The organism is Chitinophaga alhagiae (assembly GCF_003568665.1).
In the GTDB taxonomy this organism is placed as follows: Bacteria; Bacteroidota; Bacteroidia; order Chitinophagales; family Chitinophagaceae; genus Chitinophaga; species Chitinophaga alhagiae.
Window position 1 is genome coordinate 586973 of sequence record NZ_QXMH01000002.1, and the last position, 14863, is coordinate 601835.

The window sequence follows — 14863 nt, forward strand, 5'->3', positions numbered from 1 at the left end:
AGCCCCCGATATTAATTCGAGTGAAAATTATAAACTAATATCAAGAAATGCAACCAACATTACTGATCCTTGCGGCTGGAATGGCCAGCCGGTACGGAAGTCTGAAACAGATCCAGCAGTTTGGCCCCAGCGGAGAAACGATTATTGATTATTCTATCTATGACGCTATCCGTGCGGGTTTCGGGAAAATTGTGTTTATTATAAGAGACAATTTCGCGGAAGAGTTCAAAGAAATATTCGAGCCCAAGCTCAAAGGCAAGGTAGAGACCGCTTATGTGTTCCAGAATATGGACGCATTTGTGAACGGGCATGCCGTACCGGCAGACCGCACCAAACCCTGGGGTACCGCTCACGCTGTGCTCTGCGCAAAAGACGCTATCAACGAGCCTTTTGCCGTGATCAACGCGGACGACTTTTATGGCCGTGACGCATTTGAAAAAATGGCGGCGTTCCTGAAAGAAGAATGTAAAGACAACAAGTACAGCGTGGTAGGGTACGAGCTGGGAAAGACCATCAGCGAGCACGGTTCCGTTAGCCGCGGGGTATGCGAAGTGAATGGCGGCGGTAACCTGGCCGGCATCACTGAAAGAACAAAGATCTACCTGGACGGTGGCAAGATCGTGTACGAAGACGGGGACAAGCAGGTAGAACTGGGCCCTAAAACCCCGGTGTCTATGAACTTCTGGGGCTTTGCGCCATCTGTGTTCCCGATCAGTGAAAAAATGTTTGACCAATTCCTCACAGATAATATTTCCAATCCCAAATCGGAGTTTTTCATCCCGATTGTGGTAGACCAGTTCATTGCCGGCGGCATGGGCGAAGTGAAGGTGATACCCACCAGTTCGCAATGGTTCGGCGTAACCTACAAGGAAGACGCGCCGGGCGTACAGGCCAGCCTTTCCGCCCTGGTAAAGAACGGCGAATACCCTGATAATCTCTGGAAGTAATGGTGAACGAAAGCATTGTCCGCGCTTTTGGACTGGAGCCCGGCGCCTTTGAAGTAAAGAAGTTCGGCAGCGGCCACATTAACAATACGTTTCTGCTGAGCGGGGAACAGGGGCAATACATCCTGCAAAAGATCAATACCTATGTGTTTAGGGAACCGGAGGTAATAGCCCGCAACCAGCGGCTGGCGGCAGATTACCTGGCCGCGCGCCATCCGGATTACCTTTTCATCAATCCCATTCCCACGGCAAGCGGGGAGGAGTTGTATGTACATGAAGGCGAATACTGGCGGATGATCCCTTTCATACCGGGCTCTACTTCGGTAGACCAGGCTGATACGCCCAAGCAGGCCTACGAGGCGGCGCGGCAATTCGGCAAAATGGCGCGGCTGCTGCATGGCATTGACCTGCATGGGTTCAGGGCCACTATTCCCAACTTCCATAACCTTACCCTGCGTTATTCCGCCTTCCAGGAAGCCATCCGGCTGGCCAAAGAGGAGCGGAAGCAGTATGCGGACGAGCTGATAAACCGTTTCCTCCGCCATTCTGATATTGCCGTTACCTTCGAAACGCTGAAAACAGACCCTGCCTTCAGTGACCGCCTCATGCATCACGATACCAAGATCAATAACGTACTGCTGAACAAGCACACGTTTGAGGGTATCTGTGTGTGCGACCTGGATACGCTGATGCCCGGCAAGATCATTTCCGACCTGGGAGATATGGTGCGCACCTATGTAAGCCCAGTATCTGAGGAGGAGCGTGATTTCAGCCGCATTGCGGTGCGGGACGAGTATTTTGAAGCGCTGATGAAAGGTTATCTCTCCGAGGTAGGCAGCACCCTTTCCAATGCGGAACGGGCGCACCTGTTCTATGCCGGCAAGTTCATGATCTACATGCAGGGCATCCGGTTTTTGACGGACTACCTCAACGGGGACGTGTATTACCCCATCAAGTACCCGGAGCATAACTATAACCGCGCCATGAACCAGCTTACGCTGCTGGAGCGGCTGATAGAAAAGGAAGACAAGCTGCAGCAGGTGATAGACGCCTGTTTAAAGAATTGATCCCCAGGGAGCAAGATACATTTTTACCGAAAGGGCGTGCCGGGCAGGCATGCCCTTTTTTTTACCGGGGAACGCCACTGAGGGGCCTGTCTTGGGCCTCCGGCCTTTAGACAGTATTCCCGGTAATAACAGCTTTTGTGGATTTTATTCAAAGAATGTCATTCTTTTTTCGATATTTTCAAAAAAGATGCGTTGGTTTAATTTTTCTCAAAATATTATTGCCTGTATTGTTTTTTATTCTAATCACTAATACATTTGTAGAGATAAACAAATCAACTGTACCTCCATGTGGGTAAATAAAGACAATAACAAGATCAGTCACATCGTGCCGCAGCTCAACTGGGCTATTACGCTCGTCGTGATCGTCGTTGTCATTATTACCCGCCAGCCGATTGGAGGATAGAAAAGCGCGTGTATAGTAACAACTGAAAATAAAACGCCTTCCTCCACAGGGAAGGCTTTTTTTATGTGCAAATTCCAAATATATGTATAGCTATTACAACGAAAACACAATTCTTTACTTTGACGGGGCTTTCCAGAAAGCCGCTGAAGCCAAAATTGACCTCTACGGTCAGTCGCTCCACTATGGATACGCAGTATTTGAAGGGATCCGCGCCTATAAAACGGCCAGCGGTGAGGTGAAGATCTTCAAACCCAAAGAGCACTTTGACCGTTTCAAACGCTCTTGCGAATTAATACACATACCTTATAAATATAACAACGACGAGCTGATCGCCGCCTGCTACAAAGTGCTGGAAATGAATAACATGGAAGAGGCTTACATCCGTCCGCTGGTATTCTGCCCTCCCAACATGACCCTCAAGGCCGCCCAGGATACCCACATCCTGATCTGCGCCTGGGAATGGGGAGCTTACCTGGGAGACAAGCTGCTGCGCGTAATGCTGTCTTCTTATCAGCGCCCGAACCCGAAAGCCTTCCAGATCGAGTCCAAATCTGCCGGCCTGTACGTAAACTCCATCCTGGCCTCCCAGGAAGCCAAAATGAAGGGATATGACGAGGCCCTGCTGCTGGATATCAACGGTTTTGTGGCGGAAGGCCCCGGCTCCAACCTCTTCTACGAAAAAGAAGGCAAGATCTACACCCCGTCTCTCGGCAACATTCTGCCCGGCATTACCCGCGCTACGGTGATCGATATCTGCGGCGAGCTGGGTATTCCCCTGATCGAGAAACAAATTACCGTGGAAGAGCTGAAACAGGCGGAATGCGTGTTCTACTGCGGTACCGCGGCTGAAATAGTCGGATGGGAGTCGCTGGACGGTCAGGGCTTCTCGAAACCCTGGGCATCGTCTCTCGGCAAGGTCATTCAGCAGGCCTACAAAGCAAAAGTGCTGGAGAAAGAATTTAAACGCGAAGCCATTCCGGCCTAGTGTAAACAAATAGCTGGGTGGCGGGCCGGGCTATCAGCGGGGCCGCCACCCTTTTTTTTACCTTTGAATGGCGTAACCGCTTTCCCCCCTAATCCACACCCATAGCGGATTTCGGCTACAAAGCCTACCTTTTGAAGACCGGGAACCGGCAGATTATAGGTTTGAATATGAAAACACCCGGCAATAACTTGTACCATAATTAGAAATTAAGCTCATCAGCACCCGGAACTAACTGATTGAATTATATGGAGTTAAATAAATACAGCAAAACGATCACCCAAGATCCCACACAGCCCGCCGCCCAGGCCCAGCTGTACGGGATAGGGTTAACGGAAGAAGATCTGAAAAAGGCGCAGGTAGGCATTGTAAGCATGGGATATGACGGGAACACCTGCAACATGCACCTCAATGATCTTGCAAAAGAAGTTAAGACAGGCGTGTGGGCCAACGATCTGGTAGGCCTCATGTTCCATACCATTGGTGTGAGCGATGGTATCAGCAACGGTACGGAAGGCATGCGGTATTCCCTCGTCAGCCGTGACCTGATAGCTGATTCCATTGAGACCGTTTGCGGTGCGCAGTATTATGATGCGCTCATCACCGTTCCGGGTTGCGACAAGAACATGCCCGGCTCCCTGATGGCCATGGGCCGGTTGAACCGTCCCGCCATTATGGTGTACGGCGGCAGCATTGCCCCGGGTAAGTATAAAGGACAAGACCTCAATATTATTTCCGCTTTTGAAGCGCTGGGCCAGAAAATGGCCGGCAACCTCGATGAGGCTGACTTCAAGGGCATTGTGCAGAACTCCTGCCCCGGCGCCGGCGCCTGCGGCGGCATGTATACCGCCAATACCATGAGCTCCGGCATAGAGGCCCTGGGTATGAGCCTGCCTTACAGCTCCTCCAACCCTGCACTGAGCAAGGAAAAGAAGGAAGAATGCCTGGCCGCGGGCAAAGCCATCCGCCTGCTGCTGGAAAAAGACATCAAGCCGAAGGATATCATGACCTTCAAGGCGTTTGAGAACGCCATTACCGTGGTAATGGCCCTGGGCGGCAGCACCAACGCCGTGCTGCACTTCACCGCCATTGCCAAATCAGTGGGCGTACCGTTCACCATGGCAGACTTTCAGCGCCTGAGCGATAAAACCCCGCTGATAGCTGACCTGAAGCCCAGCGGCAAGTACCTGATGGAAGACCTCCACCACATTGGCGGTGTGCCCCTGGTCATGAAATACCTGCTGAAAAAGGGCATGCTGCACGGAGATTGCCTCACCGTAACCGGCAAAACCCTGGCAGAGAACCTGGCCGGTGTACCCGATATCGACTTTACCGCACAAAAGATCATATTCCCGCTGGAGCAACCGCTTAAAACCACCGGCCACATCCAGATCCTGTACGGCAACCTGGCTGAACAAGGTGCTGTGGCCAAGATCACGGGCAAGGAAGGAGAGAAGTTCACCGGCCCCGCCCGCGTATTTGACGGCGAGTTTGAGCTGATTGCCGGCATACAGTCCGGGCGCGTAAAATCCGGTGACGTGGTGGTGATCCGCTACGTAGGCCCCAAAGGCGGCCCCGGCATGCCGGAAATGCTGAAACCTACCTCCGCCATCATGGGCGTGGGGCTCGGCAAAAGCGTGGCGCTGATCACAGACGGCCGTTTCTCCGGTGGTACCCACGGCTTTGTGGTGGGGCACATTACCCCGGAAGCGTACGAAGGCGGTACTATTGCGGTGGTGAAGGATGATGATGAGATCGAGATAGATGCCGTGAACAACATCATCAGGGTGAATATAAGCGAGGATGAACTGAAAGCCCGCAAAGCTGCCTGGAAACAGCCGGCTTTGAAGGCTGAGAAAGGAATATTATTCAAATACGCAAAACAAGTAAAAAATGCAACAGAAGGATGTGTTACCGATGAGGACTGAGTCTGACAAGCGGGCCACAGCACCCGCCACGGAGATCATTACCGGCGCGGAAGCCGTGATCCGGTCACTGATTGCAGAAGGCGTGGATACCATTTTCGGTTATCCCGGCGGCGCCATTATGCCTATTTATGATGCCCTGTACGATTTCCAGGATAAAGTCCATCATATATTGGTCCGTCACGAGCAGGGTGCCACGCATGCTGCTCAGGGCTACGCACGTGCAAACGGGCGGGTAGGCGTAGTGTTTGCCACCTCGGGCCCCGGCGCCACCAACCTGGTGACCGGCCTCGCCGACGCGCATATGGACTCTACCCCCATGGTCTGCATCACAGGCCAGGTAGCAGCAGCCCTGCTGGGTACCGATGCGTTCCAGGAAACAGATGTGATAGGCATCACCATGCCCATCACCAAATGGAACATACAGGTAACCCGGCCGGAAGACATCCCCGGCGCCATTGCCAAAGCATTTTACATTGCCCGCAGCGGCCGCCCCGGCCCGGTGCTGGTAGACATCACCAAAAATGCACAGGTGGCCAAGCTGGATTTCCAGTACAAGGCCTGTGAACATATCCGCAGCTATCACCCGCACCCGGCATTGAACGCCGATGCCGTGAAAGCCGCCGCGGAGCTGATCAACAACGCCAAAAGACCGTACATTCTGTGCGGCCACGGCGTACTGTTGGCCGGTGCTGAAAAAGAACTGATAGCGCTGGCGGAAAAGGCAGACATTGCCGTTGCCTCCACGCTCCTCGGCCTCTCCGCCGTACCGGTAGACCATCCCAACTACGTAGGGTATACCGGTATGCACGGCAACTATGGCCCCAATATCAATACCAATGAATGTGACGTGCTTCTTGCCGTGGGGATGCGCTTTGACGACCGTATTACCGGCGATGTGACCGCCTTTGCCCGCCAGGCCAAAATAATCCACATCGAGATAGATAAAGCGGAGATCAACAAGATCATTCCGGCAGATGTGGCCGTACATGCGGACGCCAAAGAAGCACTGGCCGCTTTGCTGCCCCTGGTAAACAAAGCCAGCCATCCGGAATGGCTGCAAATGTTCAAGGATGCGGACAAAAAAGAAGACGAGAAAGTAAGGAACCGCGAGCTGTACCCAACGGAAGGACAGCTGAAAATGGCCGAAGTGGTGCGCGTGATCTCCGAACAGACAGACGGCAGGGCCATCCTGGTAACTGACGTAGGCCAGCACCAGATGATCGCTTCCCGCTATTACCGCTTTAAAGACCCGAACACCAATATTACCAGCGGTGGCATGGGTACCATGGGCTTCTCCCTGCCCGCCGCCATGGGCGCCAAAGTAGGGGCCCCTGACAAAGAAGTGGTAGCCATCATCGGAGACGGTTGTTTCCAGATGACGCTGCAGGAGCTGGGCACCATCTACCAGTCTGAAATAGGTGTAAAGATCGTGATCCTGAACAATAACTTCCTGGGCATGGTGCGGCAGTGGCAACAGCTGTTCTTTGACAAACGCTACTCCTCTACCGAAATGATCAACCCTGATTTTGTACAGATCGCAAAAGGTTTTTTTGTACCCGGCCGCAAGATCACGGAGCGCTCCGAACTGGAAGGCGCCGTGAAGGAAATGCTGGCAACAAAAGGCGCCTACCTGCTGGAATGCGTGGTAGAGCAGGAAGACAATGTGTTCCCCATGGTACCGGCCGGCGCGCCTATTTCAAGCATCCGCCTCGAGTAGCAGTTGTTCATCTTTAATCAGAATTAACGTCATGCAAAAAGAATATACCGTAACGGTGTACACGGAAGACAGGATCGGCATCACCAACCGTATTTCCGTGATCTTCACCCGCAGGGGCATCAATATCACCAGCTTAACCACAGCTGAAACTGAAATACCCGGCGTATACAAATTCATCATCACCGTACTCTCCGAAAGGGACAGGCTGGAAAAAGTAGTGGGCCAGATAGAAAAGCTCATCGAGATCCACCGCGCCTTTGTACACGATGAGGATGAAGTGGTATACCAGGAGCTGGCCCTTTACAAGATCTCTACCAAGAGCCTGCACACAGGAGATATTGAGAAGATCATCCGGGATAACAACGCCCGCATCCTCACCATTACGCCTGATTATTTCGTGATCGAAAAAACAGGCCACCAGCAGGAGCTGATTGCCATGCTCCAGAAGCTGGAACCGTATGGCCTCATAGAATATTCCAAAAGCGGTCGCGTAGCGATTGTGAAATGGAGCCGCCGCTTCCACGAACATCTGAAAGATCTTTCGCTCATTGAAGCGGATAACCTGAAAGACTGATACGGCGCGTACATTAAAACCTAGACTTTTAACAACTTTTAAACAAACACTATCAAAACATGGCAACCATCAATTTTGGCGGAGTACTCGAAGAAGTAGTAACCAGAGAAGAATTCCCCATGGAAAAAGCAAGAGAAGTTCTGAAGAACGAAACTATTGCTATCATTGGTTATGGCGTTCAAGGTCCCGGCCAGGCGCTGAATCTGAAGGACAATGGCTTTAACGTGATCATCGGTCAGCGGAAAAATTCCAAAACCTGGGATAAAGCCGTAGCAGACGGCTGGGTTCCCGGCGAAACCCTGTTCGAGATCGAAGAAGCAGCCCAGAAAGGCACCATCATCCAGTACCTGCTGTCAGACGCAGGCCAGATTGCCCTGTGGCCCACACTGAAGCCTTACCTCACCAAAGGTAAAGCCCTGTACTTCTCTCATGGTTTTGGTATCACTTATAAAGATCAGACCAATATTATACCGCCCGCGGATGTAGACGTGATCCTCGTAGCCCCCAAAGGCTCCGGCACTTCCCTGCGCAGGCTGTTCCTGGCCGGCCAGGGGCTGAACTCCAGCTACGCCATCTTCCAGGATGCTACCGGCCGTGCAAAAGAAAGAGTAGTGGCGCTGGGTATCGGCGTAGGCTCCGGTTACCTGTTCGAAACAGACTTCAAAAAAGAAGTGTTCTCTGACCTCACCGGCGAACGTGGTTCCCTGATGGGTGCTATCCAGGGCATTTTTGCCGCCCAGTACCAAACCCTGCGCAGCAATGGCCACTCACCCTCCGAAGCATTCAACGAAACCGTTGAAGAGCTGACCCAATCCCTGATGCCGCTGGTAGCAGAGAACGGTATGGACTGGATGTACGCCAACTGCTCTACCACGGCTCAACGTGGCGCGCTGGACTGGTGGAAGAAATTCAAAGACGCTACCCAGCCCGTGTTTGACGAGCTGTACGCCAGCGTAGCCGCCGGTAAGGAAGCTGCCCGCTCTATCAACCTGAACAGCCAGGCAGACTACCGCGAAAAGCTGAACGCCGAGCTGGAAGAGCTGCGTAACAGCGAAATGTGGCAGGCAGGCGCCGCAGTAAGAAAACTGCGCCCCGGTAAATAACCAGTTTTTAAAGTAATAAAAAGAGGGAAATGATGAACAGGAACAGATGGAACGGTGTTGGATGCGGAGGAGTGTGTTACATTCCATGAAGGCGCCTGGATAGTCATTTCCCTTTTTGTTTTACTTTTTAACCGGTTACAACAATGTCTGAAGTTTTGAATACAATAGATACCCGGCGTATACGCGAAGCGGCCGAAAGGCTGCAGCCCATAGTGGTACGTACCCCCCTGATGTATAACGCCAACCTCTCCCGCCGCTATAACTGCGATGTTTACCTGAAAAGAGAAGATATGCAGGTGGTGCGCTCCTACAAATTGCGCGGCGCCTATAACATGATGAGCAGCCTGGATGCCGGGGTACTGTCCAAAGGGCTTACCTGCGCCAGCGCGGGTAACCATGCCCAGGGCTTTGCTTACTCCTGCAAGAAACTCAGCGCAAAAGGTGTGGTGTTCATGCCCATCATCACCCCCAAACAAAAGGTGAACCAGGTAAAGATGTTCGGGGGAGATAACATAGAGATCAGGCTGGTGGGCGATACGTTTGATGATTGTGCCGCCGAGGCCCAGGCCTACACCCGGGAACACAATATGACCTTCATCCCGCCGTTTGACGATGCGCGCATCATAGAAGGGCAGGGCACGGTAGGGGTGGAAATACTGGAAGAACTGCAGGAAGTGGATTACCTGTTTATGCCCGTAGGCGGCGGCGGCCTGGCCTCAGGCGTGGGCGCCTACTTCCGCACGTATAGCCCCGGTACTACCATTGTAGGCGTTGAGCCGGAAGGCGCGCCTTCCATGCTGCAGGCGCTGGACAAGGGCGGCCCGGTCACCCTGCCGGAAATTGACCGGTTTGTAGATGGGGCGGCGGTGAAACGGGTAGGAGACCTGACCTATGCCATCTGCAAGGACGTACTGGATAAAATGAGCCTGGTGCCGGAAGGCAGGATCTGCTCCACCATCCTGAAATTGTACAACGAAGACGCTATTGTGGTGGAGCCGGCCGGCGCCTTGTCCATTGCGGCGTTGGACGACTATAAGGAACAGATCAAAGGCAAGCGCGTGGTATGCGTGGTAAGCGGCAGCAATAACGATATTGACCGCATGCAGGAGATCAAGGAGCGCTCGTTATTGTACGAAGGCCTGAAACATTATTTTATTGTGCGTTTTGCACAGCGGCCGGGCGCCCTCCGCGATTTTGTGAACCATGTACTGGGCCCCGGAGATGATATTACCCGTTTCGAGTTCATCCAAAAACACAACAAGGAAACAGGCCCGGCCCTGGTGGGCATTGAGCTGAAGAACAGGGAAGACTATGATGTGCTGATCGCTAACATGCGCAAATTCAACGTGCATTATACGGAGCTGAATAAGGATGACAACCTGTTCGGGTACCTGGTGTAGTATCGGGCCAACCTATAGGAATGTTCAAAGCCGCTGTCGTGAAGACGGGGGCTTTTTTGTTGCCGGCCTGTCTCCAGGCGGTTTGGCCCGGTTGGATGGATGCAGGTGTCTTTATGCCTGTTGTGTTATACTTCTACGGGCCGCTCTGGTTGGATGGATGCAGGTGTCTCTGTGCCTGTTGTGTTATACTTCTACGGGCCGCTCTGGTTGGATGGATGCAGGTGTCTCTGTGCCTGTTGTGTTATACTTCTACGGGCCGCTCCGGTTGGATGGATGCAGGTGTCTTTATGCCTGTTGCGTTATACTTCTACCGGCCGCTCTGGTTGGATGGATGCAGGTGTCTCTGTGCCTGTTCCGTTATATCTCTACCGGCCGCCGCTCCGCTTTGTTGGCCGGCGCCTTCTTCGGCTTCGGCGGCTGCCAGCGCTTCAGCTTCAGCTTGTCAATTTTAGGTTTGGCTTCCTGCAGGTCATAGGCGGTCTGCAGGCGCTGCCAGATCTCCGCCGTGCCGCCAAATACCGCCGCTATCCGCAGGCTCATTTCTACTGAAATGGCTGCCTTGCCGTTGAGAACATTGGACAGCGCAGGCCGGGTTACCTTGAGCAGTTTGGCGGCTTCGGTAACGGTGAGGCCATGCGCGAGGATCACTTCCTCCCGAAGAATAGCGCCGGGATGAAAACGCGGTAATTTCCTTTCCATATAACATTGATTGATGTTAGTGATAATCTGTATACCCGACCCGGTGAACATGCCCATCCTCAAAGAGGAATATGATCCTGTAATTGCCTGACACTGTCAGGCTCCAGTAACCCTGCAAGTTCCCCTTCAACAGGTGAGGCCTCCAATGCGGATAAGGCTGCAGATCGTCCGGGAGTGTTTTTAACTGGTCCAGCACATCCAGCATCATGATTATTTTTGTTACTTGCTGTGCAGGCAACCGGCAGGCATCTTCGTTGTCCCAGAGCAATTTCAACGCCCTGCTTTTAAAACTCTTTATCATCTTATCTATGTCTTTAACCAATAAGATGAAACGCAAAGAACCACCGGGTGAAGAACTGATAAATTACCAGTTCTGTATAGCGTAAAGTTACACATTACACCTGAACCTCCCAAATTTTTCCTAAATTGCCTTTATGCTCAGCTTCTGGGAAAAACAAAGCCTGCTCCATTATGACTGTATCCTGCTGGGAAGCGGGATAGTAGGCCTCTCTGCCGCCATCAGCATCAAAGAGCGGTTTCCCCGCAAACGCGTCCTGGTGCTGGAACGGGGCCTGCTGCCCTCCGGCGCTTCCACCCGCAATGCCGGTTTTGCCTGCATCGGCAGCCTCACCGAGATCCTGGACGATCTCCGCCACATGCCGTCGCAAGATGTGGTGAAACTGGTGCAGATGCGCAAAAAAGGCCTGCAGCTGCTGCGCTCCCGCATTGGGGACGACCGTATGCAGTACCGGGAAAACGGCAGCTACGAGCTGATCAGCGAAGCGGAGCTGCCCGCTCTGCAGCAAATGGACGCCATCAATACCCTGTTGTTCGACATACTGCCCGGCCCCGCTTTTTCCATGGCGGATGACAGGATAGCGGCGTTCGGCTTCCCGCCCTCCCACGTACGCCACCTCGTCAAAAATAATTTTGAGGGAGAGCTGAACACCGGCATGATGATGCGCACCCTCATAGACCTGGCCTTTGAGCGCGGCATAGAGATCAAGACCGGCTGTGAAGTGACCTCCTTTGAGGAAGACGCCGCGCAGGTACGCGTAACCGTCAACAATTCACTGGTCTTCAGCGCCGGGCAACTGGCCATATGCACCAATGCCTTCACCACAGACTTTCTGCCGGAGCTGGACATTATCCCCGGCCGCGGGCAGGTACTGGTAACCGCCCCCGTCAAAGGGCTGCCCTTCAAAGGCATTTTTCATTTCGACGAAGGATATTATTATTTCAGGGAACTGAACGGCCGCGTACTCTTTGGCGGCGGCCGCAACCTCGATCTCAGCGGAGAGGCCACTACAGACATGAGCACCAGTGACCGCATTCAGCAACATCTGGAAGAAAAGCTCCGCACCCTCATCCTGCCCCATCATCCGTTTGTTATTGAAGACCGCTGGGCGGGCATTATGGCCTTCGGCCATAACAAGCAGCCCATTGTGCAGGCTTATTCAAAACGCATCTACCTGGCCGTACGCATGGGCGGAATGGGCATTGCCGTCGGATCTGAAGCAGGGCGCCTGCTGGCTGCGCTGATGCACGAATAAGGATATAATCGCATTTGCTGATATGGAATTAACAGTTGCTTGTATCCCACGCAACGAGTGTTTACTTTTATTTCATCATCGTCTTACAGTTATGAAAAAGATCCTTATCCTGTTTCTGCTGCTTGGCAATGTAGTGTACGGCCAGCAGCCCCTTTGTCTGTGGTACAAACAGCCCGCCCTCAGATGGGAAGAGGCATTGCCCGTTGGAAATGGCCGCATGGGCGCTATGGTGTTTGGAAGAACAGATAAAGAAATATTACAGATCAACGAAGAAAGCGTATGGGCGGGCAATAAGTTCAACGACGCCAATCCCAATGCCTTCAAGGTGCTGGATACCATCCGCCAACTGCTTTTTGCCAACAAAAATGAGGAGGCGCTGGCTATTGCGCAACCCAATTTTGTTGCGGTAGATGGAGAGAACTCCACGCAGATAGCCCGCAACTTCCGCTCCCACCAGACCCTCATGAACGTAAATATCGATTACGGGCTGCAGGGGTATACAGACTACCGGCGGGAGCTGAATATAAAGAACGGCATTGCTGCTACCACGTTTACCGTAAACGGGGTGGTATATAAGCAGGAGGTGCTGGCCTCCGCGCCGCATAACGTTATTGTGGTAAGGATTGCCGCCTCAAAACCGGCGTCCATTAATGCCTTTATTACGCTGGACAGGCCGGACCCGAAAGATACGGCCTCCCGTTTTACAGACTGCAAGGTTGCCGCCAGCGGCAGCCGGCTGCTGGTGCTTAGCGGCCAGATCAATGACAAGGAAGGAAAGGAAAAACGCGGCCCCGCCGGCCTGCATATGCGTTTTGCGGGCATGCTGCAGGCAGCGCCCACCGGCGGCACTATCAGGGCTTACCAAAATGGCCTGCAGGTGAAAAATGCCAACGCGGTTACCCTCTACATCCAGGGCGCCACCAACTACAATGCGGTAAAGCAGGATGTTGACCCCGGCGCCACCATTGCCATCAATAAATGCCGCAAGCTGCTGCAGCAGGCAACCCTGCGCAGCTATGCACAGCTCCATGCCGCGCATCTGAAAGACTTTGAGCCGGTAATGAAAAAAGTGAGGTTGCAGATCAATGAAGCGGTAACAGATGAAATACCCACAGATGAAAGGCTGCAGCAGGTGAGGCAGGGAAAGGAAGATGTACACCTGGAGGCCTTGTACTTCCAATACGGGCGTTACCTGCTGCTTTCCAGCTCCCGCCGCCCCGGTGTGTTGCCGGCCAACCTGCAAGGCATCTGGAACCGCCATATGGACGCGCCCTGGAACGCTGATTTCCATACCAACATCAACCTGCAAATGAACTACTGGCCGGCAGAAGTATGCAACCTTTCGCAAACCACCGCGCCGTTATTCGATTTTATGGACCACATCCGCCCGCAGGGCCGCATCACCGCCAAAAAGATGTATAACGCCCGCGGCTGGGTAGTGCATCACTGTACAGACGCCTTTGGCAAAACCGGTGTGCAGGCCAACGCGGCCTGGGGCACTTTTCCCATGGCGGCTAGCTGGATGTGCCTGCATTTCTGGGAACATTACGCCTTTACGCTGGATTATGGTTTCCTGAAAAACAAGGCATACCCCATCATGAAAGAGCATGCCATGTTTGTGGAAGACTTCCTGGTGAAAAGCCCGGAAGGGTTCCTGGTGTCTGCCCCCGCCAGCTCTCCGGAGAACCGGTTCATCCACCCTGTTACCGGCAAGCCCACCGGCCTTACCTACGGGCCTACAATGGACAGCCAGATACTCCGCGAGTTCCTCTCCAAATGCATTGCGGCGGCCAACCTGCTGAGAACGGATTCTGTGGATGTTGCCCGCTGGCAGGGTATCATAGCCCAGTTGCCGCCCACCAGAACGGGTAAAGACGGCCGCATCCTGGAGTGGATACAGGAGTATCAGGAAGCCGAGCCGGGCCACCGCCATATTTCCCATTTGTTTGGCCTGCACCCCGGTACGCAGATCACGGAGCAGTCTCCCTCCCTGTTTGACGGGGCGCTCAGAACGCTTACGGGCCGCCTGAGCAAAGGCGGGGGCCATACCGGGTGGAGCCGCGCATGGATCATCAATTTTTACGCCCGCCTGAAACAGGCAGACAGTGTGCGCAGCCACCTGCACGCATTGCTGGCCAAATCCACCTTGCCCAACCTGTTTGACAACCATCCGCCGTTCCAGATAGACGGTAACTTCGGCGGCACGGCGGGCATAGCGGAAGCCCTGCTGCAAAGCCATGGGGACTATGTGGAGGTATTGCCCGCCCTGCCGGCAGGCTGGGCCAGCGGCTCCATTACGGGACTTTGCGCAAGGGGCGGCTTTGAGCTGGACATTTCATGGAAAGACGGCGTGCTCTCCGGGCTGGTGCTGCGCTCCACCACCGGCCGCAATATTGTACTGAAATACCGCCAGCACCTGCTGCCGCTTTCCATAGAAAGAGGAAAAGAAGTAGTGGTGCCGGTCAATCAACTTTTATAAAAAAAACACGTGAG

General features: G+C 53.4%; 12 protein-coding genes. 10 read left to right on the forward strand and 2 right to left on the reverse strand.

Translation table 11 applies throughout. The annotated features are described in order from the left end of the window. The first annotated feature begins 47 nt into the window (after positions 1-47). The 8 genes from D3A97_RS13335 to ilvA all read left to right on the forward strand — a co-directional run bounded on the left by D3A97_RS13335 (position 48) and on the right by ilvA (position 10118). Positions 48-947, forward strand: coding sequence for a nucleotidyltransferase family protein (locus tag D3A97_RS13335; RefSeq protein ID WP_119078983.1), 900 nt, complete (start codon positions 48-50; stop codon positions 945-947). After that, positions 947-2011, forward strand: coding sequence for a phosphotransferase enzyme family protein (locus D3A97_RS13340; protein ID WP_119078984.1), 1065 nt, complete (start codon positions 947-949; stop codon positions 2009-2011). The genes D3A97_RS13335 and D3A97_RS13340 overlap by 1 nt, the downstream gene beginning before the upstream one ends. A gap of 485 nt (positions 2012-2496) precedes the next feature. After that, the gene (locus tag D3A97_RS13345; RefSeq protein WP_119078985.1) at positions 2497-3399 is read left to right on the forward strand and encodes a branched-chain amino acid transaminase; all 903 of its coding nucleotides are present in this window, start codon (positions 2497-2499) and stop codon (positions 3397-3399) included. Positions 3400-3644: 245 nt separating this feature from the next. Beyond that, complete coding sequence (ilvD, locus tag D3A97_RS13350) at positions 3645-5324, forward strand: dihydroxy-acid dehydratase (protein ID WP_119078986.1); 1680 nt, start codon at positions 3645-3647, stop codon at positions 5322-5324. Further along, complete coding sequence (gene ilvB, locus D3A97_RS13355; protein ID WP_317126380.1) at positions 5290-7041, forward strand: biosynthetic-type acetolactate synthase large subunit; 1752 nt, start codon at positions 5290-5292, stop codon at positions 7039-7041. Before ilvD ends, ilvB begins: the two co-directional genes overlap by 35 nt. A 31-nt stretch (positions 7042-7072) precedes the next feature. Continuing rightward, positions 7073-7615, forward strand: a complete 543-nt coding sequence (gene ilvN, locus D3A97_RS13360; protein WP_119078988.1) for an acetolactate synthase small subunit — start codon at positions 7073-7075, stop codon at positions 7613-7615. 59 nt (positions 7616-7674) lie between these two features. Continuing rightward, positions 7675-8718, forward strand: coding sequence for a ketol-acid reductoisomerase (gene ilvC, locus D3A97_RS13365; RefSeq protein ID WP_119078989.1), 1044 nt, complete (start codon positions 7675-7677; stop codon positions 8716-8718). A 143-nt stretch (positions 8719-8861) separates the two neighbouring features. Beyond that, a complete protein-coding gene (ilvA, locus tag D3A97_RS13370; RefSeq protein ID WP_119078990.1) occupies positions 8862-10118 on the forward strand; it encodes a threonine ammonia-lyase IlvA in 1257 nt (418 codons plus the stop codon). A gap of 357 nt (positions 10119-10475) precedes the next feature. On the opposite strand, the gene D3A97_RS13375 is transcribed toward ilvA, so the two are convergent. Both D3A97_RS13375 and D3A97_RS13380 read right to left on the reverse strand, forming a co-directional pair. After that, positions 10476-10817 carry a HigA family addiction module antitoxin gene (locus D3A97_RS13375; protein ID WP_119078991.1) on the reverse strand — a complete coding sequence of 114 codons (342 nt, stop codon included), beginning with the start codon at positions 10815-10817 and terminating at the stop codon, positions 10476-10478. 16 nt (positions 10818-10833) lie between these two features. Beyond that, a complete protein-coding gene (locus tag D3A97_RS13380) occupies positions 10834-11118 on the reverse strand; it encodes a type II toxin-antitoxin system RelE/ParE family toxin (RefSeq protein ID WP_157986529.1) in 285 nt (94 codons plus the stop codon). A 133-nt stretch (positions 11119-11251) separates the two neighbouring features. On the opposite strand from D3A97_RS13380, the gene D3A97_RS13385 reads away from it, so the two are divergent. Together D3A97_RS13385 and D3A97_RS13390 are read left to right on the forward strand one after the other, a co-directional pair. After that, positions 11252-12370 (forward strand): NAD(P)/FAD-dependent oxidoreductase, encoded by a 1119-nt coding sequence (locus D3A97_RS13385; protein WP_119078993.1) that lies wholly within the window; start codon positions 11252-11254, stop codon positions 12368-12370. 91 nt (positions 12371-12461) lie between these two features. Then, positions 12462-14849: a glycoside hydrolase family 95 protein gene (locus tag D3A97_RS13390; RefSeq protein ID WP_157986530.1), complete on the forward strand. Its 2388-nt coding sequence runs from the start codon at positions 12462-12464 to the stop codon at positions 14847-14849. Positions 14850-14863: the final 14 nt, after the last annotated feature.

What these genes read in the sequence shown, in the direction of transcription:
- D3A97_RS13335 (WP_119078983.1), top strand. Translation starts at nt 48, where the DNA reads ATGCAACCAACATTACTGATCCTTGCGGCTGGAATGGCCAGCCGGTAC.
- D3A97_RS13340 (WP_119078984.1), top strand. Translation starts at nt 947, where the DNA reads ATGGTGAACGAAAGCATTGTCCGCGCTTTTGGACTGGAGCCCGGCGCC.
- D3A97_RS13345 (WP_119078985.1), top strand. Translation starts at nt 2,497, where the DNA reads ATGTATAGCTATTACAACGAAAACACAATTCTTTACTTTGACGGGGCT.
- ilvD (WP_119078986.1), top strand. Translation starts at nt 3,645, where the DNA reads ATGGAGTTAAATAAATACAGCAAAACGATCACCCAAGATCCCACACAG.
- ilvB (WP_317126380.1), top strand. Translation starts at nt 5,290, where the DNA reads ATGCAACAGAAGGATGTGTTACCGATGAGGACTGAGTCTGACAAGCGG.
- ilvN (WP_119078988.1), top strand. Translation starts at nt 7,073, where the DNA reads ATGCAAAAAGAATATACCGTAACGGTGTACACGGAAGACAGGATCGGC.
- ilvC (WP_119078989.1), top strand. Translation starts at nt 7,675, where the DNA reads ATGGCAACCATCAATTTTGGCGGAGTACTCGAAGAAGTAGTAACCAGA.
- ilvA (WP_119078990.1), top strand. Translation starts at nt 8,862, where the DNA reads ATGTCTGAAGTTTTGAATACAATAGATACCCGGCGTATACGCGAAGCG.
- D3A97_RS13375 (WP_119078991.1), bottom strand. Translation starts at nt 10,817, where the DNA reads ATGGAAAGGAAATTACCGCGTTTTCATCCCGGCGCTATTCTTCGGGAG.
- D3A97_RS13380 (WP_157986529.1), bottom strand. Translation starts at nt 11,118, where the DNA reads ATGATAAAGAGTTTTAAAAGCAGGGCGTTGAAATTGCTCTGGGACAAC.
- D3A97_RS13385 (WP_119078993.1), top strand. Translation starts at nt 11,252, where the DNA reads ATGCTCAGCTTCTGGGAAAAACAAAGCCTGCTCCATTATGACTGTATC.
- D3A97_RS13390 (WP_157986530.1), top strand. Translation starts at nt 12,462, where the DNA reads ATGAAAAAGATCCTTATCCTGTTTCTGCTGCTTGGCAATGTAGTGTAC.